This is a genomic window from Arthrobacter sp. LjRoot78 (assembly GCF_964254335.1).
Lineage (GTDB): Bacteria > Actinomycetota > Actinomycetes > Actinomycetales > Micrococcaceae > Arthrobacter.
Window position 1 is genome coordinate 2,374,421 of the sequence record NZ_CAXUTG020000001.1, and the last position, 25,701, is coordinate 2,400,121.

Consider the following 25,701-nt stretch of genomic DNA (forward strand, 5'->3'; position numbering starts at 1 on the left):
AATGGACAAGCGAATTTTCGGCATTGAAACCGAGTTCGGGATCTCATACTCGAGCCCCGACTCGCGTCCGCTCGCACCTGAGGAGGTGGCACGCTACCTCTTCCGCAAGGTGGTCAGTTGGGGACGTTCATCCAATGTCTTCTTGACCAACGGTTCCCGGCTGTACCTCGATGTGGGGTCCCACCCCGAGTATGCAACCGCCGAATGTGATGACCTGGCGCAGTTGATCGCCCATGACCGCGCAGGCGAATTGATCCTGGACGACCTCGTGGACGAGGCACAGGAACGACTTGCCGCCGAAGGTTTCAACGGCACGGTCTACCTGTTCAAGAACAACACTGACTCCGCAGGCAATTCCTACGGCAGCCATGAGAACTACCTCATACCCCGCCGCGGGGAATTCTCGAGGCTGGCGGAGATCCTGATTCCCTTCCTGGTGACGCGCCAGCTCATCGCCGGGGCCGGAAAGATCCTGAAGACCCCACACGGCGCCACCTTCGCCTTTTCACAGCGCGCGGACCACATCTGGGAAGGCGTTTCTTCGGCCACCACCCGGTCGCGGCCCATCATCAACACCCGGGACGAGCCCCACGCAGACGCGGAATTCTACCGCCGCCTGCACGTGATCGTGGGTGACTCCAACATGTCCGAAACCACGGCCCTGATGAAAGTCGGCACCGTGGACCTGATCCTTCGGATGATCGAGGCCGGCGTGATCATGCGGGACATGCGGATGGAGAATCCGATCCGCAGCATCCGTGAGATCTCCCACGATCTCAGTGGCAGGGCGCTCATCCGCCTTGCCAACGGACGGCAGTTGACGGCGCTGGAGATCCAGCGCGAGTACCTGAACAAAGTCACGTCCTTCGTCGCTGAAAACGGCGCACACAACCAGCACGTGCCCCTCATCCTGGACCTTTGGGAACGGACGCTCACTGCCATTGAGAGCGGGGACACCAGTACGATCGACACCGAGATCGACTGGGCCATCAAGAAGAAGCTGATGGACAGCTACCGTAACCGGCACGGACTCGGGCTGGACGCTCCGAGGATCGCCCAGCTGGACCTCACCTACCACGACATTTCGCGCACGCGCGGCCTCTACTACCTGCTGCAGTCCAGGGGAGCCGTCCGCCGGGTGGTGGATGACACAGCCGTCAAGGACGCCGTCGATGCGCCGCCGCAGACCACCCGCGCCAAGCTCCGCGGCGACTTTGTCCGCCGTGCCCAGGAACTGGGTCGCGACTACACGGTTGACTGGGTGCATCTGAAGCTGAACGACCGGGCCCACCAGACCATCCTGTGCAAGGATCCGTTCCGCAACGTGGACGAACGCGTGGACGCCCTGCTGGACTCTATGGGCTGATACCCAGCTTCAGGGGCTATTCTGGATGGGGCCGTTTATCCGGCCCCGACTGCGTTGCCGCGCGCACCACTCGCGGCATCGCATCCATCTTGCCCCGACGAAAGTTCTTACGTGCGCCGACTACTAGCAATTCTCATTCCCGGACTGCTGCTGATCACCGCCTGCGGCGGATCGCCTGCAGCCCCGGAGCCCACCAGCCAGTCTGCTGGCGAGACCGCCAAGCTCGACTCCCTGAAGCTTACGGATAACGGGGACAAGAAGGCACCCGGTGTCGAATTCGACAAGCCTCTGGACGTGAAGGAACCCACCGTCAAGGTGGTCACCGAGGGTGACGGAGAGCGACTGAAGGCCAACCAGATCGCCGACATCTCGATCCTCGCCGTCAGCGGCAAGGACGGCAGCACCCTCGAAGACACCTTCGCCAAGGACCCCGAGCCGCTTGAGCTGAACGACGCCCTCAAGACCGGCAACGCCGTGATCTACAACGCGTTTGTGGGCGCCAAAATAGGCTCGCAGCTTGCCCTCGCCGTGCCGGGCCAGGCCGCCGCGGAAGGCGCCGAGGCCGGCCCCACGCAGCTGCTTGTTGTGAAGGTGCTCTCCGCCAAGGACGCCCCTAAGGTGCTGGACAAGCCGGAGGGTGAGACGGTCACGCCGCCTGCCGGACTCCCGACCGTCAAGGAAAACGACAAAGGAATCCCGGAGATCTCTGTTGACGGTGTGAAGGCACCCACTGAGCTGGTGTCCCAGGATCTCATCAAGGGGACCGGCCCGGCGGTCAAGGAAACCGATACCCTGACCGTCAACTACGTGGGTGTCACCCTGAACGGCGGCACGAAGTTCGATTCCAGCTTCGACCGCGGCGAAAAGGCCAGCTTCCCGCTGACCGGCGTCATCAAGGGCTGGACGCAGGGCCTGGCCGGCAAGAACGTAGGCTCCCGGGTCCTCCTCGTGATTCCGAAGGACCTTGCTTACGGTGATGCCGGACAGGGCGAAGCCAAGGGCGACCTCGTGTTCGTCGTCGATATCCTCGGCGTCAAATAAGCCACTCAACCTCCAAGCCAACCCAAACTAAGAAGGAGCAAGCATGTCATTTGGACAACGCAATTTCGACCGCCAGAAGCCGGAAATTGACTTCCCCGAGGGGGATGTCCCCACCGAACTGGTGATCACCGATCTCATCGAGGGCGACGGAGCCGAGGCCAAGCCGGGCGACACCGTCTCCACCCACTATGTCGGAGTCGCCTGGTCCACTGGCGAAGAATTCGACGCGTCTTGGGGCCGCGGTGCACCGCTGGACTTCCGCGTTGGCGTTGGCCAGGTCATCCAGGGCTGGGACCAGGGCCTGCTGGGCATGAAGGTCGGCGGCCGCCGCCGCCTGGAGATCCCCTCCGAGCTCGCCTACGGTTCCCGCGGCGCCGGCGGAGCGATCGGACCCAACGAAGCACTGATCTTCGTAGTGGACCTCGTCGGAGTCCGCTAAACGGACGACGGTCCGGCGCCAGCCGGACACACCTGAGGAAGCGCGGTAACAATCGGAAGGAAATTTCCGTTTGTTGCCGCGCTTTCGGGGTTAAGGCGCAACGGCTTTAGTAACGTAGCCAAGGTGTCCGCCTCACGTACAGAACGCCTCCTGAACCTGCTCATCGCGCTCCTCAACACCCGCTACGGCCTGCGGCGCAGTGAACTGCGCGACAAGGTGTACCACGACACGAGCAGCAGCGAGGTTGCCTTCGGCCGCATGTTCGAGCGGGACAAGAGCGACCTCCGCCAGTTCGGCTTCGACGTCGAAACAGTGATGGACCAGGGCTGGGGCTCGGACGATCCTGCCACAACGCGCTACCGCATCGGCAAGGAGTCCAACCGGCTCCCCGACGTCAGCCTCACCTCCGCCGAATGCACGGTGCTCATCCTGGCGGCGCAGCTCTGGGAGCAGGCCGCACTCGGATCGGCAGCGCAGGACGCCATGCGCAAGCTGCAGGCGGCCGGCGGCCTCACGGAGGCCGAACTGCCGGCCGGCGTTCAGCCGCGGATCAAGCCCGCCGGCCAGGCCTTTGAGGACCTCATCAGGGCGATGCACGCCCAGCATCCCGTCAGCTTCGCCTACCTGGCCGGCAGCACGGGCCGTGAAGAAGCCCGGACCGTTGAGCCCTGGGGTCTGGGCAGCCGCTTCGGGCAGTGGTACCTGGTGGGCTTCGACCGGGCCCGTAAAGCGAAGCGCTTCTTCCGTCTGTCCCGCTTTACGTCCGCCGTAGCCGTCCAGGAGAAAGACCACTACTCGCGTCCGCAAGGCTTCAACGTCCGGCTGGAACTGGACTCCCTCCCCGAGCTGCCGGTGCAGTCCGCGGTGGTGGAGGTGGCGGAAGGCAGGGTGCTCGGCCTGCGCAAGCGCGCCACCGAAGCCCCCGCAGACATCCCGCTGGACGCGCCGCTGGAGACGTCCGACGCCGGGTGGGACCGGCTCAGCGTCCCCTTCAGGGATGCTGAGGTGCTGGGTGAGGAACTCGCCTCCTACGGGCCCAACGTGGTGGTCCGCGCGCCGGCCGAACTGGTATCGGCAGTCCGGAGGCGGCTGAAAGCTGCAGCGGACTTCGTAGCGTCGCCGGCGCCCGCGATCGTCTTTTCAGAAGCTGCCCCGGCGAAGCGCCCGCGTAAGCGAACGTCCGAGGACCAGCTCAAGCGGATGCTTCAGCTGGTGCCGTTCCTGGTCCACAACCAGGGCCTGCATATCACCGAGGTTGCTTCCAGTTTCGGCGTGACCCGGAAGGAACTGGAAGACGACCTGCGGATCCTGATCTGCTCCGGCCTGCCCGAGGGGTACCCGGATGACCTCCTGGACATCCAGTGGGAAGACGACCACGTCTTCATCACCCAGGACCTTGACCTCAACCGTCCGGTCCGCTTCACGGTGGACGAGGCCTGCGCTCTCCTGACGGGCCTGGAGACCCTCAACGGCCTGCCCGAGCTCGCAGAGGGGAGCGCCCTGGAGTCCGTCACGGTGAAACTGATGGCGGCGGCGGGCGAGGAGGGCCTGAAGGCAGCGTCCATCGCCGGACCCCAGGTGGGCCCGGCTAATTCCGCATACCTTTCGACGATCCGGCAGGCCATCGCGGACGGCCTGCAGTTGCACCTCGCCTACTTCTCCGCGCAACGCGACGCCATGTCCGAACGGGACGTCGACCCGCTGCGGCTCTATTCACTGGACAACACCTGGTATTTCGAGGCCTACTGCCACAGCGCACAGGGGCTCCGGAACTTCCGCTTGGACCGCATCGAGAGCCTGGAACCAAACGGCCGGCCCGTGACCGAAGCTGCACAGCCCGCCGAGGGTTTCCCGGTGAAACTCTTCACCCCGAACGACGACGACACTCTGGTCACCGTGGAACTGGCTCCGCAGGCCATCGGGCTTGCCGACGACTACTACTCGGAGCGGACGGCTCCGCTTCCCAACGGCGGTCTCCTTGCCGAAATCAGGTTCGGCAGCACCGGGTGGCTGCCGACGTTCGTTGCCCAGCATGGCGGAGCCGTCCGTATTCTTGCGCCCGCCAGCCTGGCTGAGGCTGCCGGTGACTGGATCGGCGCGGCCCTGGCCCGCTACGGCGGCTAGACTACTCAGCATGCCTTGGTGGTCTTGGATCCTGATCTGGATAGCGCTCGTAGCCGTTTCCCTTCTTTTTTACGTGCTGTTGGGAATAAGGCTGTTCAGGCAGTTCATGGCCACGGCCAGGGACCTGGGTGCCGCCGGTGAACGGTTCGGCGCACCGCTCGCCAACCTCACCGACCCTGCACCGTTGCTGGGCCAGACGCCCGACGGGGAGCACGACCCGGGACGGCACCCATTGGCCGGTTCAGCGGTTTTTGCCTCGCCGATGCAGATGAGACATGATTACCTCACGTCCAAATCCTCCCGCAGGGATGAACGCCGCCGCCGGCGGGTTCAGCGCAAAGCGGACCGTGGCCAGCCCCAGGCGCTGCGCGACATCGATTTCGGTTAGACGTAGGATGTATTTCGAGGAAAGGACTTCCAGTGGGACGACTCTTTGATGGCCCTTGGCCCATCGTCATTATTATCATCGTGGCTCTGCTTCTTTTTGCTGCCCCCAAGCTTCCGGCCATGGCCCGCAGCCTCGGCCAGTCAATGCGGATCATTAAATCCGAGGTCAAGGAAATGAAGAACGACGGCAAACCCGAGGCCAAAGACGGCACGGACCCGGTTGAAGGCAAAATCGTCAACCACCCGCAGTCCCGGCCGCAAAACGGTGACACCGGCAGCGGCACTGGCAGCGCCGACGGCACCGACGTTCCGCCGTCGAACCGCGTTTGACCTGAAGTGGCACTGACGAAGGGCCGTAAATCCAACCCCGAGGGCCGGATGGCCCTGATGGACCACCTTAAGGAGCTCAAGAACCGGCTCATTAAGTCGGCTATCGGACTTGTGATCGGCGGCATCGGGGGCTGGATCCTCTACGACCCGGTTTTGAGCGCGCTGAAGGAACCCGTCGATCGGATCGCCGAGACAACTGGCGGCACCTCTTCGGTGAACTTCTCCAGCATTGCATCGCCGTTTGACTTCAAACTGCAGCTTTCGCTGCTGATCGGCGCGGTCATCTCGAGCCCCATCTGGATCTACCAGCTGTGGGCCTTCATTACCCCCGGCCTTACCAAGAAGGAACGGCACTACACGCTCGGCTACATGGCCGCAGCGGTGCCGCTCTTCCTTGCCGGCGTCTGGGTTGGCTGGATGGTGACGCCGCAGGTGGTGCGCGCGCTGACCCAGTTCACTCCTGCCGGGTTCTCCAACCTCATCGATGCCCGCGACTATGTCGACTTCGTCACCCGCATGGTCCTGTTCCTTGGCCTCGCGTTCCTCGTCCCCGTCGTCCTGGTGGGCGTCAACATGGCCGGCATTATCAGGGGCGAGACCATCCTGAAGGCCTGGCGCATCACGGTCTTCCTGGTGTTCGTGCTGGCCGCCGTCGCGGCACCGGGAGCGGACGCACTGTCCATGTTCCTGCTCGCAGGCCCGCTGCTTGCATTGTTTTTCGCCGCCATCGGACTCTGTATCTTCAACGACCGGCGCCGGGATCGTAAGGCTGCAAAGATCGCCGCCGAAACTGACGCGACGGCAGACATCGCGACGCCCGGGTCGGAACTGGGGAAACTGTAGCCCCTCGCCCACTAGGCTGGAAGTATGTCCTCCACAACCGGGCCACAGTCGCCATCCGAACTCTATCGGGCCAGTGCCGAACGGACCGCAGAAGCCAACACCTACCTCGGCGCATTCGTCCGGACGCTGGATTTCGAACTCGACGATTTCCAGCGCCAGGCCTGCAAATCCCTGCAACAGGGCAGGGGAGTGCTGGTCGCGGCCCCCACCGGTGCCGGCAAGACCATCGTGGGGGAGTTCGCCATCTATCTGGCACTCCAGCGCGGGCTCAAAGCTTTCTACACCACCCCGATCAAAGCGCTGAGCAACCAGAAGTACTCGGAGCTGGCGGACAAGTACGGCCCGGAAAACGTAGGGCTCCTGACAGGCGATACCAGCCTCAATGGCGACGCCCCGGTGGTTGTGATGACAACCGAAGTCCTGCGGAACATGCTCTACGCGGATTCAGACACCCTGGACGACCTCGGCTTCGTGGTCATGGACGAGGTCCACTACCTCGCTGACCGGTTCCGCGGCGCCGTCTGGGAAGAAGTCATCATCCACCTGCCGAGCGAAGTCCAGGTGGCTTCGCTGAGCGCCACAGTTTCCAATGCCGAGGAATTCGGCGCCTGGCTTGACACCGTCCGCGGACACACCGACGTCATCGTCACCGAGCACCGGCCGGTGCCGCTCTGGCAGCACGTCATGGTGGGACGGGAGATCGTGGACCTCTTCGCGGGCGAAACGACATTCGATGAGATTGCCCCCGAAGGGGAAGCGAACCCCGGCGCAACGGCCATGACGGCCAACGTAGCCCTCGAACGGGGGTTTGAAGTGAACCCCGACCTGCTGGCCATGGCACGCACCGAGAGCCAGATGAATTCACGGGCCCGCTTCGGCCATGGCGGACGCAGCCAGCGTCGCCAGCAGAGCCAGCGCGGCGACAACCGCTCCCAGGCAGCCCAGCAGGGTGCCGTCCGCAAGGCCAGCCGCCCCCAGGTCATCGCCAGCCTGGACCGGCAGGACCTGCTGCCCTCCATTACCTTCATCTTCTCCCGCGCCGGCTGCGATGCTGCAGTGGCCCAGTGCGTCGCAGCCGGCTTGTGGCTGACTACCGAGCGGGAACAACAGATCATTGCCAGCCGCGTTGACGAAGCGGCACAGGACATCCCCTCGGACGATCTGGACGTACTCGGATTCTGGAGTTGGCGCGACGGCCTCCTGCGGGGTCTGGCAGCCCACCATGCAGGGATGCTCCCGACGTTCAAGGAAGTCGTGGAGAAGCTCTTCGTCGAAGGCCTGGTCAAGGCGGTCTTCGCCACCGAAACCCTGGCGCTGGGCGTCAACATGCCGGCACGTTCCGTGGTCCTCGAAAAGCTGGACAAATTCAACGGCGAAGCCCACGTTGGCATCACCGCCGGCGAGTACACTCAGCTCACCGGCCGCGCCGGACGCCGCGGCATCGATGTCGAGGGCCACGCCGTGGTGCTCTGGCAGCCCGGGACGGACCCCACAGCAGTGGCAGGCCTCGCGTCCCGCCGCACCTACCCGCTGAACTCGAGCTTCCGCCCCACGTACAACATGAGCATCAACCTCCTGGCGCAGTTCGGCAGGCCGCGTGCCCGGGAAATCCTGGAGTCCTCCTTCGCCCAGTTCCAGGCGGACCGTTCCGTGGTGGGCCTGGCCAAGCAGGTCCGGAGCAGGGAGGAGTCCCTGGCCGGCTTCCAAAAATCCATGACATGCCATCTCGGTGATTTCACCGAGTACTCCCGGCTTCGGCGGGAACTTTCGGACACGGAAAACGCCGCCTCCCGCAGCACTTCGAAGGCCCGCAAGTCCATTACCGAGGACTCCCTGAGCAGGCTCCTCCCGGGCGATGTGGTGGACGTGCCGACAGGCAGGGCGCCCGGTCTGGCTGTGGTGCTCGGCTCAGACCACAACTCCCGCGAGCCGCGTCCCGCGGTGCTGACGCTGGACAACCAGTTGCGCAGGATAGGCATCCAGGACCTTGAAGGACCCATCACCCCGGTGACCCGGGTCCGCATCCCCAAGTCGTTCAACGCGAAGGTCCCCAAGTCGCGCAAAGACCTGGCGGCTTCGGTCCGGAACGCCATCGGGGAAAACCGTCCCCCGGCGCCCGGAAACACCCGCAACACTGATTTCGGCAGGGCGGCGGCCCTGCCGGACCAGGAGAAGCGGATTACCGAACTGCGGCTGGCGCTCCGGTCCCATCCGTGCCACGGCTGTAGTGAACGCGAGGATCACGCACGCTGGTCGGAGCGCTGGTTGAAACTCCGCCGCGAAACGGACGGACTGGCCCGCGAAATCCAGGGCCGGACAAACACTATCGCCAAGACGTTCGACCGGGTCTGCGACCTTCTCTCCAGCTACGGCTACCTCGAAACGTCCGATTCGGGAAGGGTGACCATCAACGCCGACGGCCAGAAGCTGCGCCGTATCTACGGCGAAAAGGACCTCCTCATTTCCCAGTCCCTCCGGCAGGGTGCGTTCAGCGACCTTGACGCCACCGAAGTGGCGGCACTCGCGAGCGTGCTGGTTTTCCAGGCCAAGCGGGAAGAACGCGGGCTGCGGCCCAGGATGCCCAGCGTGTCCCTGGAGACCGCCGTTGACATCGTCGTTCGGGAATGGTCCGTGCTGGAAGATGCCGAGGAAGAGAACAAGCTTCCGTTGACCGGTGAGCCGGAGCTGGGGCTCGTGTGGCCCATCTTCAAGTGGGCCAAGGGCAGGCACCTCCAGGAGGTCCTCAGCGGCACAGACCTGGCAGCCGGCGACTTTGTCCGGTGGGTCAAGCAGGTCATCGACCTCCTGGACCAGCTGGCGAAGATCCCCGGCCTGGATCCGAGGCTCTCACGGCTCTGTTCGGAGGCCATCATCCTGGTGCGCCGCGGAGTGGTCGCTTACTCCACGGTGGTGTGACCCCAACGGTCCCCGCCCGCACATTTCCACTACCTTCAAGGCTGCTTAGGAGCACCACACAACATGACTGACGCACGGGCGGACCAGCCGGCCGGAGAACGCAAAGTGACGCTTTACCGCAATGGTTCCGTCTACACCGCTGCCGACCCCTTTGCCACCGCACTGCTGGTGGACGGTGACACCGTGGCATGGGTCGGTTCAGAGCAGGCAGCAACATCCATCGCCGATTCGTCCATGGACATCGTCGACCTTCATGGCGCACTCCTGGCCCCCGGCTTTGTTGACTCACATGTTCACCTAACCGAAACGGGCATTGCCCTGGACTCGCTGAAGCTGGGCGCAGTGCGCTCCGCCGCCGAACTCCTGGATGCCGTGGCTGCCTCCGTTGCGGGGTCGTCAGCCGATGCCGGTGGCACCGTCCTGGGCCATGGATGGGACGAGAGCAACTGGTCCGACCCGGCACTGCCCAGCCGCGAGGAACTGGAACGTGCGGCAGGGGGCCGGCGCGTGTATCTCTCCCGCGTCGACGCCCATTCCGCGCTGGTGTCATCATCCCTGGCCGAAGCAGCCGGCCTGGCCGGGTTGGACGGCTACTCGGCCGGCAGCCAGGTGAAACGCCAGGCCCACACGTCGGCCAGGCTTGCCGCGCGGCAACTGCCGGACGAGGCCCTGCGAAGCTACCAGTCGCGCGCCTTGGCCGACGCCGCCGCAAACGGCTATGTGGCAGTGGCGGAAATGGCCGCGCCGCATATCGGCAGCCCTGCAGACCTGCGGATTGCCGCCGGTTGGAACGGCCCGGATGCACTCGGGAAGCCGATGCCCGAGGTCCTGCCGTACTGGGGCCAGCTGGCCGGGTCCGAGGAAGATGCCCACGCTATCCTGGCAGGCCTCGGAGCAGGCGTGCGCGGACTCGCCGGTGACCTGAACGTTGACGGTTCCATTGGGTCCCGCACTGCCGCACTCAGGAACGACTACAGCGATGCCCCGGGAGAGCGCGGCAGCCTCTACCTGTCGGTGGACCAGGCAGCCGCCCACTTGGCCGCCTGTTCCATGCTGGGTATCCAGGGGGGCTTCCACGTCATCGGAGACGCAGGACTCGACGCGGCCCTGGACGCACTGGACCGGGCGGCCGCGGAAGTGGGGGAGCAGCGGGTCAGGGCCGCCGGCCACCGGTTCGAACATGTGGAAATGGCCGACGCCGACGCAATCGGCCGGCTGGCCAAATACTCCGTGACAGTCAGTGTGCAGCCGGGATTCGACGCGGCGTGGGGCGGAGCCGGGCGCCTTTATCAGGAACGTCTGGGGCACCGGGAGCGCGGGATGAATGCTTTTGCATCGTTCTATGCTGCAGGAGTTCCCATCAGCTTTGGCAGCGACAGTCCTGTCACTCCGCTCAACCCTTGGGCAAGCGTCCGCGCCTGCCTTGAGCACAGCAACCCGGACCAGCGCATCTCAGCGAGGGCGGCTTTCCTTGGCCACACCAGGGCCGGCTGGCGGGCAGCCAAGTACCGCAACCCGATGGCCGGCCAGCTGGTTCCGGGCGCACCGGCCAGTTTCGCGGTCTGGGAAGTGGAGGAACTCATGGTGCAGGTCGCGGACGGCCGGGTTCAGTCCTGGAGTACGGACCCCCGGGCGCGCACACCCTTGTTGCCGGCGCTGGACACCGGCAGCGATCCTGTGTGCCTGCAGACCGTCCGGGACGGAAAAGAGTTGTTCACAAACGGCTCCCTGCGGTCATAGGCCGGAAAGCTTACCGGCGCGCCGTATGCTCCTGACCTGCAGTTATGCCTAAAACTGCAGGTCAAACCCGGGTTGACACTGCCGGGGCTGTCCGTAGCATTGAGTCGCAACGGACGGAACCAACAGTCAAGGGGCTCCGTCTGGCCGCGTGACTCGCCAGCAGGTGCCCAGCCCGGACCTGCCGTCGGGCCAGACCGTGGCAGTCCCGGGGGCAGGTCCACTTTGCAGCAGAAAACAGTTCCGCCGAGGCACATCGAATCCGGACGCAACTGGCCCGAGGCATGTGGACCTGCCCGCGGCCCGCCCGCGTGACGCGCCCCGCCAGCGCAAACTCCCTATAATGGTGACTTGCGCCTTAAAGCCCTCACTTCTGTTCGGCTTCGTGGCGCGTGACCGCTCCCATCAAGGAAAGGGCCTCGCTGTGCGTGTCCTCACCATCATCCCGACCTATAACGAGCTGGAATCGTTGCCCAAGACACTCGCACGCCTGCGCGCGGCCGTCCCGGCTTCCGATGTGCTGGTGGTGGACGACAACAGCCCGGACGGCACCGGACAGCTTGCGGACGGCATCGCCGCGGAGGACAGCCAGGTCCACGTTCTGCACCGCGAAGGCAAGGCCGGCCTGGGAGCCGCCTACATCGCCGGGTTCAAGTGGGGGCTGGAAGCCGGGTACGACATCCTGGTGGAAATGGACGCCGACGGATCCCACCAGCCCGAGCAGCTGCAGCAGCTCCTGGACGCCGTGGAAGAGGGCGCAGACCTAGCCATGGGCTCCCGCTGGGTGCCGGGCGGCAGCGTGGTCAACTGGCCCCTGTACCGCCAGGCCATCTCACGGATCGGCAGCACGTACGCCCGCCTTATGCTGGGCATCAAAATCAAGGACGTCACAGGCGGCTACCGCGCCTTCCGGCGGACGACGCTTGAGAAGCTCAACCTGGACCAGGTGGACTCCGTCGGCTACGGATTCCAGGTGGACCTCGCCTGGCGGGTGGCCAAAATGGGCCTGAAGATCGTGGAACGACCCATCACGTTCGTGGAGCGGGAACTCGGAGCTTCCAAGATGAGCGGCAACATCGTGGTGGAAGCCATGATCAACGTCACCAAGTGGGGACTCACCGCCCGCTGGCGGAAGCTCACAGGCCGCGGTTCGGCCACGTCCTAGTCGGCCCGTGCTGAACATCGGGCACTAGCCGGACACAAGAAAAGGGCCGGGCCCGTAACCTCTCCAAGAGGTTACGGGCCCGGCCCTTGCGTTCTCGACTTCGCGGGGGGCGCTGGTCTAGGCCGAGCGCCGTTCGCCGCGGCGTTCGCGAAGGATGGTCAGACGGTCTTCGAGGATCTGCTCGAGCTCGGGCAGTGAACGGCGTTCCAGGAGCATGTCCCAGTGCGTGCGCACGGCCTTCTCGTTGCTGTTGACGGGGCGTTCGCCGTCAACGAGCAAGGCTTCCTTGCCGGTCTTCGAAACCCACACCGGAGGAATCTCGGCTTCGGAGGAGAAGGTAACGAAGACCTGCTCGCCGTCCTCGCAACGATACTCAACCCGCTGGCGCGGAGCCGGCTCAACACCGGATTCGGTCTCCATGCTCTGTGCGCCAAGACGCATGCCCCGGAGGCTGCGATCGCTCATGATTTCTCCCTTTGGTCGGTTCGCGGAGCCAGGCTCCGCGCTAGCCGGGGCAGCTCACGCCTCGGACTACTGTTTGCACTGCCCTGCATCATTAGACACAACGCTTTGCCAAGCTTGATTGTTCCAGCAGGTCTGAACCGGCCGGACAAATATCCCATTATACGGGCTAACTTCCCGGCGCGTAAAGCCGGACGCTGCCGCAGGCGCAAGGAGGTTCCCGCAACGCGGACACCTCCCGCGGCCAATGCCGGACGTTGTTGCCTACAGAGGCTGCCGCGGGTCCGCGGGCTGCGTGCCCCCGTGGTTGGCGGCGGTGCCGCCGCCAGTGCCGCCGTCGTCCGCCTTGGTATCACTGCCGCCGCCGAAGAGACCGCCGGTGCGGGGATCAGCATTGTTGCCTCCGAGGACATTGCCGATGCCCTTCAGGGCCTCCCCGACTTCGCTGGGGATGATCCAGAGCTTATTGGAGGAACCTTCGGCCAGCTTCGGCAGTGTCTGCAGGTACTGATAGGCCAGGAGCTTGTTGTCCGGGTTGCCCTTGTGGATGGCGTCGAATACTTTCTGGATGGCCTGGGCTTCACCGTCGGCGCGGAGGATGGCAGCCTTGGCATCACCTTCGGCCTTCAGGATGGAAGACTGGCGCTGCCCTTCCGCCGTGAGGATGGCCGACTGCTTGGTGCCCTCGGCCGTGAGGATGGCTGCGCGGCGGTCGCGTTCGGCACGCATCTGCTTTTCCATCGAATCCTGGATGGAGTGGGGCGGATCAATGGCCTTCAGTTCCACACGGGAAACCCGGATGCCCCAGCGGCCGGTCGCTTCATCCAGTACGCCGCGAAGCTGGCCGTTGATCTGGTCGCGGGAGGTCAGGGCCTCCTCGAGGTTCAGGCCGCCAACAACATTTCGGAGTGTGGTGGTGGTCAGCTGTTCGACCGCCTGGATGTAGTTCGCAATCTCGTACGTGGCTGCCCTGGCGTCCGTGACCTGGAAATAGACCACCGTGTCAATGGAGACGACGAGGTTGTCCTCGGTGATAACCGGCTGCGGGGGGAATGACACAACCTGCTCGCGAAGGTCCAGGAGCGGCAGGAGCCTGTCCACGAAGGGAATCAGGATGGTGAGGCCCGGGAGCAGGGTCCGCTGGTACTTACCGAGCCGTTCCACGACGCCCGCGCGGGCCTGCGGGACGATCCGCACCGACCGGACCAGCACTATTATTACGAACGCAACGAGAACCAGCAGCACGATTGCGACTGCGATATCCATACATCACCTATTCCCCAGTTATGTGCCTTGCTATTTTCGCGGCGGTGGTCCGCCGCGTGCCCGGCGCCGGTGACGGCGGCCGGAAAAATGTCCTTGCGTGCTGGCGCTGCCGGTCCTACTGGACGGCCGTCTCCGGCTGTGGCGCCACCACCGCGGTGGCTCCTTCGATGGCCGAAACCACTACTCGCTGCCCGGCGTTCAGGACGCCGTTCTCCGAGCGTGCGCTCCAGACGTCCCCGCCAATCTTGACCAGCCCGGAGGAGGTGCTGACGGTCTCCATGACGAGGGCGGACTCGCCGATCAGGCGGTCGATGTTGGTCCGCTGCTCCGCAGGGCCTTTCTTCAGGTGCTTCAGCGCAACCGGACGGACGAAGACCACCATCAGCAGTGAAACTACGCAGAAGACCACGATCTGCAGCCAGAAGTCGGCACCGGCGAAATCAGCCAGCAGCCCGGCCAGCGCTCCGCCGCCCAGCATGATGAAGAAGAGGTCCAAGGTGAGCATCTCCACCACGGCAAAAGCCAGGAAAACGGTGAGCCACAGTGCCCACCAGTTCTCGTTAAGCCATTCAAACATGCGCTCCCCCTCCGTCCCCGGGGCTGCGGACGCAGGCCCTCAGTAACTGTCCTTCCATCCTAGACCGAAGCGGCGGGGCGCAGGAGGGGACCGTTTGGCACGTTCGGAAAGTAGTCAAGTCGTTATGCGGGCGGCTGCTCCAAGGGTTCAAACACGCTGATCCGGAACCGGGCCGAGACCTGCGTGAGGGGCGGCAGCGCCGCGATGATGGCGTCCAGGGCTGCGGGATCCAAGTGGTGGCCGGCGGGCCCCATCAGGGCCAGATTGCCGACGTCGGCCGGTTCAAGCCCCAGATCCAGGTCCAACTCCCGGGTGGAGCGCTGGGCGAAATGTCCGGCCAGGGAGGCGGCAAGCCGCTCCTCCTTGGCCGGCTCGATCCCGAGCATGCCGGTCTGTCCCGCTATTTCAGCAAGATGGCCTGACCGCGGGGTGACCACGATCAGCCGCCCGCCGGGGCGGAGCACGCGGGCGAATTCCGCGGCGTTCCTCGGCGCGAAAACCACCGTGACGACGTCAACAGCTGCGTCCGCGACCGGAAGCGGCTGCCAGACGTCGCTGACCAGGTTGCCGGCGTCGGGATTCATCCGGGCCGCGCGCCGCAGCGCGAATTTGGAAATATCCAGGCCGATGGCGGACGCGGGGGCCACCGCCAGCAGCGCATTCAGGTAATGTCCGGTTCCCGTTCCGGCATCCAGCACCGCAGCGTCCGCCCCGCGAAGCGCGGCGGCGGCCAGTTCCGCGACCGCGTCGGCAAGCGGCCGGTAATGCCCGCTGGACAGGAAGTCGAAGCGGGCGGCCACCATAGCGGCGGTATCGGCTTCGAAGACAGTGCCCTTGCCCACCAGCAAGTTGAAGTAGCCCTGCCGGGCCGCGTCAAAACTGTGGCCCTCCGGGCAGGCCAGCCGGTTTCCGCGGAGGGTAAGGCTGTTCCGGCAGACGGGGCACAGGAGCAAACGGGCGGCGTCGGGAAGCATGCACCCAATCCTAGGGCCGCGGCGGGGGTCGCCGTCCCCGGCGCTCCACGGCCTGAAGCACCGCGACGGGGCGCGGCGTGAGTTATTTCACAGGTCATGCGTGAGCCGTTAGGCTCACAGGCGTGAAGCCTGAACATCTGCCCCTGCTGAAGTCCGTTTCCGCCCCCGCCGTCCACCCTGACGGCAGCCGGGCAGTGGTTTCGGTGGTCCGCCCCGATTTCGACGCCGACACCTACGTGGGCCAGCTCTGGACCGTGCCGCTGGATCCGGAGAAGCTGCCCCGCCGGCTGACCCGCGGTTTCCGCGACACTGCCCCGGCTTTTTCGCCGGACGGGCTGGTGCTGGCGTTCCTGCGCGCGACGGCAGGCGGGAGGCCGCAGCTTCACGTCGTGGAGGCGGCCGGCGGCGAACCGCAGGTCCTGACCAACGCCAGGCTCGGCGTCTCATCCTTTGCGTGGTCTCCCGATTCGCGCAGCATTGTCTTCGGTGCCAGAACGCCCGACGACGGCCGGTACGGCACGCTGGACGGCGTATCCGCCGGTGCTGAGGACGCAAGGCTGATCACGGACTACAAATACCGGATGAACGGTGTCGGGTATACGGCGGACAAGCCCCTCCAGCTCTTCATCGTGGAGGTCCCCGAACTGGACGACGAACCGCGCGTGGCGCCGGTTGGCCGGGCGCTGAAGGCCCGCAAGCCAGCAGCGAAAGATCCGGCGGCGGGCCCCGGTCCGGCGGCAGACGCCGACGCCCGCGAAGCCGCAGCCGATGCGGCGGCGAGCGAACTGCTCCCGGCCGCGCGGCAACTGACCTTTGCCGCGGCAGACCACAGCGGTGAATCGTTCAGCGCGGACGGACAATCCGTGTACTTCGTTGCGGCCCTTCACGAAGGCAGTGACCGTGACCTGGAAGCCGGTGTGTACCGGGTGGCAGCCTCTGGCGGTGAGCCGGAATCCATCAAAGCGGCCAACAGCGGGCGCCAGACGGTCGGTGCCGCACGCCAGTCCAGGAACGGGAAGTGGCTGTTCTACACCGCCCAGGAACTCGGCGAGTCCGGCCAGGACTTTGTGGCACGGAATACGGCCCTGTACGTGATGCCGGCGGAAGGCGGCGACGCCAGCGTCCTCAGCGACGTGGAAATGATGGACCTTGCCGGAGGCTCCGGGGAACTGGAGCTCCGCGGCCCCGATACGGTACTGCTCCTGAACAACGCGCAGGGAACGGTTGAGTTGCTCGAGTTTGGAGCAACAGGCAACCACTCGCTGCTGGTCCACGGAGACCGGGTCGTCACAGGCGCTGCGTCCGCGGGCGGCTCACTGTTCGTCAGCCTCTGCGACGCCGCCACAGCGGGGGACGTTGCGGCGCTGGAGGGCGGCCAGCTGAGGCTGTTGACGGATTTTTCGGCCGAACTGCGGCTTCAGGCCGAGATTATTGAGCCCAGGGAACTGACCTTCGATGCGGCTGACGGCTACCCGGTCCACGGCTGGCTGGTGCTGCCACCCGGAAAAGGTCCGCACCCCGTCCTGCTCAACATCCACGGCGGGCCTTTCTCGCAGTACACCGTGGCCCTGTTCGACGAAGCGCAGGTATACGCCGCGGCCGGCTACGCGGTGCTCATGTGCAACCCCCGCGGCTCTGCCGGTTACGGCCAGGCCCACGGGCGTGCCATCAAGGAAAAGATGGGAACCGTGGACATGCTGGACGTCCTGTCCTTCCTCGACGGCGCGCTGGCAAAGTTCCAGGAACTCGACGGCGGTTCGCTCGGGATCATGGGAGGTTCCTACGGCGGATACCTCACGGCGTGGACCATCAGCCAGGACCACCGTTTCAAAGCGGCCATCGTGGAGCGCGGATTCCTCGATCCGGTCAGTTTCGTCGGCTCCTCGGATATCGGCTGGTTCTTCGGCGGCGAGTACACCGGAAGCTCAGCGGAACAGATGGCCGCCCAAAGCCCCATGGCCACCGTCCGCAACGTCCGCACGCCGTCGCTGGTCATCCACAGTGAAGAAGACCTCCGCTGCCCGGTGGAACAGGGCCAGCGATATTTCACGGCACTGAAGCAGCAGGGTGTGGACGCTGCGTTCCTTGTCTTCCCGGGCGAAAACCACGAGCTGTCCCGGTCCGGCACCCCGCACCACCGGAAGCAGCGCTTCGAGGAAATCCTGCGCTGGTGGTCCCGCTACCTGCCCACCCGGTCCAACCTCTAGTCCGCGGGTTCGTCCGGCAGGAAACCCAGCTCCTGCCGGGCGAGGCCAATGTCCGGGTGGGCCCACCGCGCACCGTATTCCGCGTTGTTGCTCAGGGAGCGCAGCTCGGCTTTGTCGATGTAGAGCACTCCCTGCAGATGGTCCGTCTCGTGCTGGACTATACGCGCCTGCCAGCCGGAGAAATCCCGCTGCAGCGTGGTTCCCGATGCGTCGGTGAAGTCGAGGCGCACTGACTCGTGCCGCGACACCACGGCCTGCAGGCCCTGGAGCGAAAGGCAACCTTCGAAGAAGGCCGCGGCGCCGGTCCCCACTGGGGAATAGCTCGGATTGATGACCGTAAAGAACTCCAGCGGTGTCCGGTTTCTGACAGCGGCAATATCGGCGTCGACGTCGTATTGGTCCTCGAGGACGGCGAGCTGCAGGGGAATGCCGAGCTGCGGGGCCGCCAGGCCGACACCGGGCGCGTCATGCATCACCTCACGCATCAGCGCGATGAGCGCGGCGAGTTCGGCGCTGTCCAGCTGGCCGTCGTACGGTGCAGCTTGCTGCCGGAGCACCGGATGGCCGGCCTGCACAATGGGCGGAAGCACCCCGGCGGCGAGGATCTCCTGGACGGTTTCCCTGATCCGGGCGTTGCTGAACGGGGTGGGGTTCGCGACATGAAGCATGGGAAAAGCCTAGTGCGCCGTGCAGGCCGCCGTGACGAACGCGTGGATCCGGCCCGTCAGGGCGGCACCGGCAGGAACCTTGAACACGCCGCGCCGTCCACCGACATCGAGGCGCAGGGGCAGCAGGGTTCCCACCTTGTCTTCAGCGACGGCATGCGGATCGCAGCGGGCGGGGCGGAACCGGAGTCGGAACTCGCCGGGGCTCCCGCCGGCAGCAACCATGACTCCGCGCGGCCACGGACTGTTCGGGGCTTCGGCGAGAAGGGTGGTGCCCTCGACGCTTTCGATGGTCAGGGTGCGCGGTGTCCCGGCTTCGGGCGCGCGGGGCGTCACTTGAAGGCGTACGACGGCGGTCCGGCCGTCCGCCGCAACCTCCAGTTCCGGGGCGAGATCCATCCGGGCGATGCGCCCGGCTTCCTGCGCAAGGCAGAGTTCAGCGCGGTTACGTGGCAGGACTCCGAAGGGGTCCGCTGCCGGCAAATGCACGTCGCTGGATGTAGAGCCCTGGCGGAAGGACACCTTGACCTCCGCCGGTGCCGCGCCGGCCGAGGTATCTGCGTCGGCATCCGCCCCAGGGCTGCCGCAGGCTGGCGCCGGCAGCATGGCCGGCAGGCTTTTTGTCTGGCCCGGCGGCACTTCGGTGCCCTCCGGCATTGCCCGCCAGGATGTGCCCGCCGGGAACAGGGAACTGGACACCTCAGCACTGAAGATCGTTAGCGGCACGGACGAGGTGTTGCTGAGCTGGATCTCGATGATCTGCCTGCCGTAGTTGTCCCTGAACTGGTTGAGTTCCGCCGTCAACGGAGCGGCCACCGCCGCCTCCGTGCTGCAGCCCTGCAGCGCGGGAACTGCCACCGCAGCAGCGAGTACGACGGCGGCTGTTGCTGACCACCGTCGCTTCCCTTGCGCTGCGCCGTCCATGCCAGCAGTCTAAAGGCCCGTTGAATCCGGGCGCCTGGCCATGGGCTACCCTCGTTCCATGACCGAACAGACCCCGCTCAACTGTGTCCTTGGATTTGTCCGCGCCATTGAGGCCGGCGGCGGCGCCGCTGAAGTGGACAGCTTCCTGGCCGAGGACTTCACGCTGGCTGAAGCGCCGCACCTGCTCGCGCCGGAAGGGTCCACTCGCAGCCGTGCGCAGGTGCTGGCGGGGGCGGATCAGAGCCGCCAGGTGGTGTCCGGGCAGCGTTTCGACGTCCGGCGGACCACATGCGAAGGAGGCCGCGTGGTCCTGGAAGCGGACTGGTCGGCCACGCTGCTGATGGACCTGCGCTACTGGGACGCCGGCGAAACAATCCGGGCCCGCACCACATCGGTCTTCGAGGTCCGCGACGGAAGAATCACCAGTCAGGACAGTTACGACTGCTACTTCGGCAGTGATTCAGAGGCGGACCCGGCAGGTGCGGAGTAGTCCGCTGCAGCGGTGAATCCCTAGTGCATGGTGAACCGGGCGGCCACGCGTGAATTGACCGCCGGCACGCCCGCCGCACATCCGATCAGCCGGTTCCTGACTGTCCACCACGGATGCGCCAACGGCCTGCCCAGCACCATGTTGATTTCCGCCTGCCGGGCAGCCTTAGCGGCCGCCCGCAGCCTGTGACCTTCAAACGACCGGAGATCCCGCTCCAGCCCGGTCCGCGCCAGCCGGCGGAGGATGACCGGCACCAGTTCAGCAGCATCCAGCCAGCCCAGGTTCATGCCCTGGCCGCCTATAGGGCTGATTTCGTGGGCGGCGTCACCGATGACCGTGATCCTCCCGTGGACCATGCGCTCCACCAGCCGGGTACGGGCGCCGAAGCTGCTCAGCATCGAACTGGTGCCGGCGTCGACCGCGATCCCGGTCCGCTCCTGCACGATCCGCGCCAGGCTGCCGGGAGTCGGCGCACCCGGAATAGCGCCAGCAGCGACCAGGGCGCCCGGCAATCTGGCCACCCAACGCCGCACTCCGCCCGGCAGCGGAAAGGACTCCACGATGCCGGCGGTTTCCAGGAAAAGGGCTGCGTCCGGGCCGAACGCCGTGTTGTCGGCGAAGTCTCCCATCAGGTACCTGTCGCGATACACCTTCAGCCGGGCGGGGGCGTCCAGCAGCTGGCGGACAGTGGAGCGCACCCCGTCCGCGGCCACTGCCAGGGACGCATGAATCCTGGATTCCCCGCCGGCGGTGAGGACGTCCACCGCAACTGACGTCCCGTCGTCGTGAATTCGAGTCACGGTTGCGCCGCGGAGAAGCGCACCGCGGTCCAGCTCCCGGACGCGCCGTTCCAGGGCGGCTTCCGTTCGCGCCTGCGGAACCGACAACACGAACGGGTAGCGCCGGGACACGGAGTCGAAGGACATTCCCGCCACTTCCACGCCGCCCCCGATGGCAACTCCGCGGCGGATCCGGACGCCCTCCGCTACCAGGCCGGACGCTACGCCGATGCAGTCGAGGGCTTCCAGCGACGGGGGATGGATGCCGATGGCGCGGGAGTGGGCGTTGGGCACCGCGCGCTGTTCCAGGATCCGGACCGACACGCCGTGCTGCAGCAGGAGGGCCGCCAGGAACATCCCCACCGGCCCGCCGCCCACCACGACGACGTCAATCACCGCGATTGGTCCGGTCCAGAGTGAGCAGATTGCGGAAGGGGAAACGGGGCGCAACGGCCCAGCCCGGGGGAGCGGCAGCTTGGAGTTCCGCCGCCGTGTAGCTGCGGCGGATGGACGTCAGGCCGTCGTCCCTGATGAACGATCCGGGAAACGGCCACGAAACGGCGTAGAACAGCGCGTACGCGGCGGGGCTGCGGCGGATGTCGTTGTGGAGGACGTGGCCACGGGATAGCAGCGCCGATTCGGCCAGGAACTGCGGTAGTTCAACTGTGTCCAGGTGGTGCAGGACGTGATTGGACAGGACGACGTCGTAGCGCTGCCCCTCGGCTACCAGGCCGGCCGTCGACGCCTGCCGGAACGTCACGCCGTCGACGCGCCTGCGGCGCAGGGCGAACTCGAAGGCTCGGCGGTCCGGATCAATGGCCGTGATCTCCACCCTGCGCCGGTCCCTGGCCGCCCACGCCGCCAACATTACGGGCACGTCCCCGCCGCCGCAGCCGATGTCCAGCAACGTCGTCACTTCTGTGGCTGAGAGAACGGGCCGGAGATGGGTCCGGTAGATTCCGCGCCACCCGGCAATGGCCCTGTTCACCACGGAAAACTGCGCGTACGTGCGGTCCAGCCGCGCCGGATCACAGCCGGGACGGTCCATTTCCTCAAGGGCGTGGACGTCCCGCTCGCGCAGCCATCCCGAGCCAGCCATCAAACGGGCTGCCATCAGAGGAGCGACGGCTCTGTCCGTGCTGCAGCAGGCAGTACTGAGGACTCCCCGGCTGCCTCGGGTGAAGACTCTGCGAGCGGTGCACGCACCTTGGTGAACATCGCCGTTTCCACCGTGAGCCCCGGCCCGAACGCCATCGAACAGATGCGTTCGTCGCCGTCCTGCGGCGGGAGTCCGGCGATGTGCTTGAGGACAAAAAGCACCGTGGCGCTGCTCATGTTGCCGAATTTGCGGAGGGTTTCCCGGGCAGGAACCAGCTGCTCGTCCGTGAGCTCAAGCCGGGACTGCACCTTGTCCAGGATGCTCCGCCCGCCGGGGTGGATGGCCCAGTGGGTGATGTCCCGGTAGGGGAGTCCCCGCAGGGATTCGTCGCGCGCAAGCAGCGGCTCCAGTGCGCCGATGATGTGGTCGTCAATGATGTGGGGGACGTAGTTACCCAGCACCATCTCGAAGCCTTCGTCGCCGATGTTCCATGCCATGGATTCCTCGCCGACCGGAGTGAGCACAGTCTCGAAGTGGTCCAGCCGCAACAGGGGGTTCCCGTTGGGGATGTCCCGCGCCGAGACGACCGCGGCAGCGGCGCCGTCCGCAAACAGGGCCGAGCCCATGATGGTGTCGGGGTCGTTGGAGGTGCGGACGTGGAGCGAACAGAGCTCGGCACAGACCACCAGGACCACGGCGTCGGGGTCCGCCTCGCAGAAGGATTTGGCGGCACGCAGGGCCGGAAAAGCCGCGTAACAGCCCATGAAGCCAAGGTGGTAGCGCTGCACAGCCGGGTTCATGCCCAGTGCGCGGACGATTTTGTAGTCAGGACCCGGGTTGAAGAAGCCGGTGCACGAGACCGTGACCAGATGGGTGATATCAGCTGACTCGACGCCGGGACAGGCATCAAGCGCGGCTTTGGCAGCCTCCACGAAGAGTTTGGTGGCTTCGCGGCCGAAGATGTCGTTCCTGACCTTCGTACTGGGACTCAGTACCAGGCCGGTATCGGGGTCAAAAAATTGTGGATCGTCGGCACGGCTCTCTTTGGTCAGCTCCGTGACGGCAGTATGGCGGGTGTCGATGGCGGCGGAATCAAAACAGGTGTTCACGAGCCGCGACCCCAGCCTGGTCAGCCCCGGCTGGGCAGCAAACACATCACGGGCCTCGGACTGAATGAGTACGGTGGGCGGGACAGCAGTTTCCAGGGACCTCAGGTAGACCGTCATGGTTCATTCTCAGTGAGCTTTCGCCTTAAGACAATGGTGGCTACCATACGGTAGGAAGCCCGGCGGACCCCTTGAGGCTGGTTAGATTGAGCCAGGTGACCGCCCGGCGAATGCCACGAGGCGGCCCCGATGAGCAGATGGAGAGACGATGACCATGGCCACCACGTCGGACCCGCAGTCGTCCGCGCTGCATGTAGCCGACACTCACGACCTGATCCGTGTGCAGGGTGCGCGGGAGAACAACCTCAAGGACATCAGCCTGGAGCTCCCTAAGCGGCGCCTGACGGTGTTTACGGGCGTCTCCGGATCGGGCAAGAGTTCACTGGTCTTCGCGACAATCGCCGCCGAGTCGCAGCGGATGATCAACGAAACCTACAGCGCGTTCGTGCAGGGCTTTATGCCCAACCTGGCGCGGCCCGACGTCGACTTCCTCGAGGGCCTGACCACGGCCATCATCGTGGACCAGGAGCGGATGGGTGCCAACCCGCGCTCCACGGTCGGCACCGCCACCGACGCCAACGCCATGCTGCGGATCCTCTTCAGCCGCCTGGGCAGCCCGTACGTGGGCCCGCCAACGGCATACTCATTCAACGTGCCCACCCGCAAGGCCAGCGGCGTCATGTCCACCGACCGGGGCGGCCGCGTCGAGAAGAGCGTTGTCAGCCAGGCTGTTTACCTGGGCGGCATGTGCCCGCGCTGCGAGGGCATGGGCAATGTCAGCGACATCGACCTCACCGCCTTGTACGACGACAGCAAGACACTCAGCGACGGCGCCCTCATGGTTCCCGGCTACTCGATGGACGGCTGGTACGGCCGGCTGTTCGAGGGAGTCGGCCTGCCAATGGACAAGCCGATCGCCAAGTTCACCAAGAAGCAGCTCGACACGATGCTGTACGCCGAGCCCACCAAGATCAAGGTGGAGGGCATCAACCTCACCTACGAAGGCATCATCCCCAAGATGCAGAAGTCGATGCTCTCCAAGGACCCCGAGGCGATGCAGCCGCACGTGCGCCGGTTCGTCGAGCGGGCCGTGACGTTCCAGACCTGCCCCGACTGTGAAGGCACGCGGCTGACCAAGAACGTCCTGACCTCGAAGATCCAGGGCAAGAACATCGCCGAGCTCTGCGAGATGCAGATCACCGACCTTGCCGACTGGGTCCGTGACCTCAACGAGCCCTCAGTGGCGCCGTTGCTCAAAGGACTGCAGCACCTGCTCGACTCCTTCGCCGAAATAGGCCTCGGCTACCTCTCGCTTAACCGGCCGGCCGGGACGCTGTCCGGGGGAGAGGCACAGCGGACCAAGATGATCCGCCACCTGGGCTCGTCGCTCACCGACGTCACCTATGTCTTCGACGAGCCGACGATCGGCCTGCATCCGCATGACATCGAGCGCATGAACCGGCTCCTGCTCCAGTTGCGCGACAAGGGCAACACGGTGCTGGTGGTCGAGCACAAGCCGGAGACGATCGCCATAGCAGACCACGTCGTCGACCTGGGACCGGGTGCAGGTACGGCCGGCGGAACGCTTTGTTTCGAGGGAACCGTCGAGGGGCTGCGGGGGAGCGATACCACCACCGGGCGCCACCTCGACGACCGGGCGGTCCTGAAGGACGCTCTTCGTACGTCAGCCAGCAAACTGGAGATCCGCGGCGCATCGACGCATAACCTCCAGGACGTGGACGTCGATGTCCCGCTCGGCGTGCTTTGCGTCGTCACGGGGGTAGCTGGCTCCGGGAAGAGCTCGCTGATCCACGGCTCTGTTGCCGGCCGCGACGGCGTGGTGGTCATCGACCAGGCAGCCATCAAGGGCTCGCGCCGCAGCAACCCTGCTACGTACACAGGCCTCCTCGAGCCGATCCGGAAGGCGTTTGCCAAGGCCAACGGCGTCAAGCCGGCGCTCTTCAGCTCCAATTCCGAAGGCGCCTGTCCCGCCTGTAACGGTGCCGGTGTCATCTTCACCGAACTTGGCGTTATGGCCACGGTCGAGTCGCCCTGCGAGGACTGCGAAGGCCGGCGGTTCCAGGCATCGGTCCTGGAATACACGCTGGGCGGCCGGAACATCGCGGAGGTGCTGGAGATGCCGGTGACCGAGGCGACGGTTTTCTTCGATTCAGACGACGCGAAGGTTCCGGCTGCCCATAAGATCCTCGCGCGGCTTTCCGACGTCGGGCTCGGCTACCTCAGCCTGGGCCAGCCGCTCACCACGCTGTCCGGCGGTGAGCGCCAGCGGCTGAAGCTGGCCGCCCAGATGGCCGAGCAGGGCGACGTGTACGTCCTCGACGAGCCGACCACCGGCCTCCACCTTGCCGATGTACGGCAGTTGCTGGGTTTGCTGGACAGGCTTGTCGACTCCGGCAAATCGGTCATTGTGATCGAACACCATCAGGCCGTCATGGCTCACGCTGACTGGATCATCGACATCGGCCCGGGCGCCGGGCACGACGGCGGCAGGATCGTTTTCGAAGGAACCCCGGCAGAACTCGTTGCAGGACGCTCGACGCTGACCGGCGAGCACCTCGCGGCTTACGTCGGCGGCTGAACGTCCGAGCTTCATGGTGAACGGAACGCGGTTTAAGCACGGCACGATCAGCCGTAACCACGACACGGAAAACGGGCGGAAAACAGGCCCCCTCTCGCCTGGCCGGACTTCTCCCCTATAACGCCGATAATCTACATTATGTAAA

At 65.5% G+C, this 25,701-nt stretch carries 22 protein-coding genes; 13 read left to right on the top strand and 9 right to left on the bottom strand.

The features are described 5' to 3' along the window. Position 1 precedes the first annotated feature (1 nt). The 10 genes from pafA (at position 2) to ACSQ1X_RS11040 (ending at position 12,348) form a co-directional block, all read left to right on the top strand. The gene (gene pafA / locus ACSQ1X_RS10995) at positions 2-1,366 is read left to right on the top strand and encodes a Pup--protein ligase (RefSeq protein ID WP_028269211.1); all 1,365 of its coding nucleotides are present in this window, start codon (positions 2-4) and stop codon (positions 1,364-1,366) included. A 111-nt stretch (positions 1,367-1,477) separates the two neighbouring features. Further along, positions 1,478-2,407 (top strand): FKBP-type peptidyl-prolyl cis-trans isomerase, encoded by a 930-nt coding sequence (locus ACSQ1X_RS11000; protein WP_055805705.1) that lies wholly within the window; start codon positions 1,478-1,480, stop codon positions 2,405-2,407. 43 nt (positions 2,408-2,450) lie between these two features. Beyond that, positions 2,451-2,846 (top strand): FKBP-type peptidyl-prolyl cis-trans isomerase, encoded by a 396-nt coding sequence (locus tag ACSQ1X_RS11005; protein ID WP_028269209.1) that lies wholly within the window; start codon positions 2,451-2,453, stop codon positions 2,844-2,846. A gap of 123 nt (positions 2,847-2,969) precedes the next feature. Further along, positions 2,970-4,970, top strand: coding sequence for a helix-turn-helix transcriptional regulator (locus ACSQ1X_RS11010; protein ID WP_436057698.1), 2,001 nt, complete (start codon positions 2,970-2,972; stop codon positions 4,968-4,970). Positions 4,971-4,980: 10 nt separating this feature from the next. Continuing rightward, positions 4,981-5,358, top strand: a complete 378-nt coding sequence (locus ACSQ1X_RS11015) for a hypothetical protein (protein ID WP_436057699.1) — start codon at positions 4,981-4,983, stop codon at positions 5,356-5,358. Positions 5,359-5,390: 32 nt separating this feature from the next. Continuing rightward, complete coding sequence (gene tatA, locus ACSQ1X_RS11020; RefSeq protein WP_055805697.1) at positions 5,391-5,687, top strand: Sec-independent protein translocase subunit TatA; 297 nt, start codon at positions 5,391-5,393, stop codon at positions 5,685-5,687. 48 nt (positions 5,688-5,735) lie between these two features. Further along, positions 5,736-6,530 carry a twin-arginine translocase subunit TatC gene (gene tatC / locus ACSQ1X_RS11025; RefSeq protein ID WP_055806611.1) on the top strand — a complete coding sequence of 265 codons (795 nt, stop codon included), beginning with the start codon at positions 5,736-5,738 and terminating at the stop codon, positions 6,528-6,530. A 24-nt stretch (positions 6,531-6,554) separates the two neighbouring features. Then, positions 6,555-9,446: a DEAD/DEAH box helicase gene (locus tag ACSQ1X_RS11030; RefSeq protein WP_436057700.1), complete on the top strand. Its 2,892-nt coding sequence runs from the start codon at positions 6,555-6,557 to the stop codon at positions 9,444-9,446. Between the two features lie 63 nt (positions 9,447-9,509). Beyond that, positions 9,510-11,186: an amidohydrolase gene (locus ACSQ1X_RS11035; RefSeq protein WP_436057701.1), complete on the top strand. Its 1,677-nt coding sequence runs from the start codon at positions 9,510-9,512 to the stop codon at positions 11,184-11,186. A 421-nt stretch (positions 11,187-11,607) separates the two neighbouring features. Then, positions 11,608-12,348, top strand: a complete 741-nt coding sequence (locus tag ACSQ1X_RS11040; RefSeq protein ID WP_436057702.1) for a polyprenol monophosphomannose synthase — start codon at positions 11,608-11,610, stop codon at positions 12,346-12,348. A 117-nt stretch (positions 12,349-12,465) separates the two neighbouring features. Here ACSQ1X_RS11040 and ACSQ1X_RS11045 read toward each other — a convergent pair whose 3' ends face one another. From ACSQ1X_RS11045 to ACSQ1X_RS11060, 4 genes are all read right to left on the bottom strand, one after another. After that, positions 12,466-12,813, bottom strand: coding sequence for an RNA polymerase-binding protein RbpA (locus tag ACSQ1X_RS11045; RefSeq protein WP_026266329.1), 348 nt, complete (start codon positions 12,811-12,813; stop codon positions 12,466-12,468). A 261-nt stretch (positions 12,814-13,074) separates the two neighbouring features. Beyond that, positions 13,075-14,076: an SPFH domain-containing protein gene (locus ACSQ1X_RS11050; RefSeq protein ID WP_436057703.1), complete on the bottom strand. Its 1,002-nt coding sequence runs from the start codon at positions 14,074-14,076 to the stop codon at positions 13,075-13,077. A 115-nt stretch (positions 14,077-14,191) separates the two neighbouring features. Next, entirely contained in the window at positions 14,192-14,653 is a 462-nt protein-coding gene (locus ACSQ1X_RS11055) for an NfeD family protein (RefSeq protein ID WP_055805686.1), read from the bottom strand. Positions 14,654-14,775: 122 nt separating this feature from the next. After that, positions 14,776-15,627 (bottom strand): putative RNA methyltransferase, encoded by an 852-nt coding sequence (locus ACSQ1X_RS11060; RefSeq protein WP_436057704.1) that lies wholly within the window; start codon positions 15,625-15,627, stop codon positions 14,776-14,778. A gap of 122 nt (positions 15,628-15,749) precedes the next feature. On the opposite strand from ACSQ1X_RS11060, the gene ACSQ1X_RS11065 reads away from it, so the two are divergent. Next, positions 15,750-17,834 (top strand): S9 family peptidase, encoded by a 2,085-nt coding sequence (locus ACSQ1X_RS11065; protein ID WP_436057705.1) that lies wholly within the window; start codon positions 15,750-15,752, stop codon positions 17,832-17,834. Here the strand turns inward: ACSQ1X_RS11065 and ACSQ1X_RS11070 are convergent. Then, positions 17,831-18,502, bottom strand: a complete 672-nt coding sequence (locus ACSQ1X_RS11070; protein WP_436057706.1) for a peptide deformylase — start codon at positions 18,500-18,502, stop codon at positions 17,831-17,833. The genes ACSQ1X_RS11065 and ACSQ1X_RS11070 overlap by 4 nt on opposite strands. Positions 18,503-18,511: 9 nt before the next feature. Then, the gene (locus ACSQ1X_RS11075) at positions 18,512-19,423 is read right to left on the bottom strand and encodes a hypothetical protein (protein ID WP_436057707.1); all 912 of its coding nucleotides are present in this window, start codon (positions 19,421-19,423) and stop codon (positions 18,512-18,514) included. Positions 19,424-19,481: 58 nt separating this feature from the next. Here ACSQ1X_RS11075 and ACSQ1X_RS11080 point away from each other — a divergent pair, with 58 nt between their 5' ends. Further along, positions 19,482-19,913, top strand: coding sequence for a nuclear transport factor 2 family protein (locus ACSQ1X_RS11080; protein ID WP_436057708.1), 432 nt, complete (start codon positions 19,482-19,484; stop codon positions 19,911-19,913). Between the two features lie 20 nt (positions 19,914-19,933). Here the strand turns inward: ACSQ1X_RS11080 and ACSQ1X_RS11085 are convergent, their stop codons facing one another. From ACSQ1X_RS11085 to ACSQ1X_RS11095, 3 genes are read right to left on the bottom strand one after another with little or no spacing between them, the layout of a single operon-like run. Continuing rightward, complete coding sequence (locus ACSQ1X_RS11085) at positions 19,934-21,088, bottom strand: FAD-dependent oxidoreductase (protein WP_436057709.1); 1,155 nt, start codon at positions 21,086-21,088, stop codon at positions 19,934-19,936. Beyond that, entirely contained in the window at positions 21,081-21,791 is a 711-nt protein-coding gene (locus tag ACSQ1X_RS11090; RefSeq protein WP_055806601.1) for a class I SAM-dependent methyltransferase, read from the bottom strand. Before ACSQ1X_RS11090 ends, ACSQ1X_RS11085 begins: the two co-directional genes overlap by 8 nt. Positions 21,792-21,805: 14 nt before the next feature. After that, on the bottom strand, positions 21,806-23,017 hold the full coding sequence (locus ACSQ1X_RS11095) for a type III polyketide synthase (protein WP_436057710.1): 1,212 nt from the start codon (positions 23,015-23,017) through the stop codon (positions 21,806-21,808). Between the two features lie 148 nt (positions 23,018-23,165). Between ACSQ1X_RS11095 and ACSQ1X_RS11100 the strand changes: the two genes are divergently transcribed. Then, positions 23,166-25,556: an ATP-binding cassette domain-containing protein gene (locus tag ACSQ1X_RS11100; RefSeq protein WP_436057711.1), complete on the top strand. Its 2,391-nt coding sequence runs from the start codon at positions 23,166-23,168 to the stop codon at positions 25,554-25,556. The last annotated feature ends 145 nt before the right edge of the window (positions 25,557-25,701 follow it).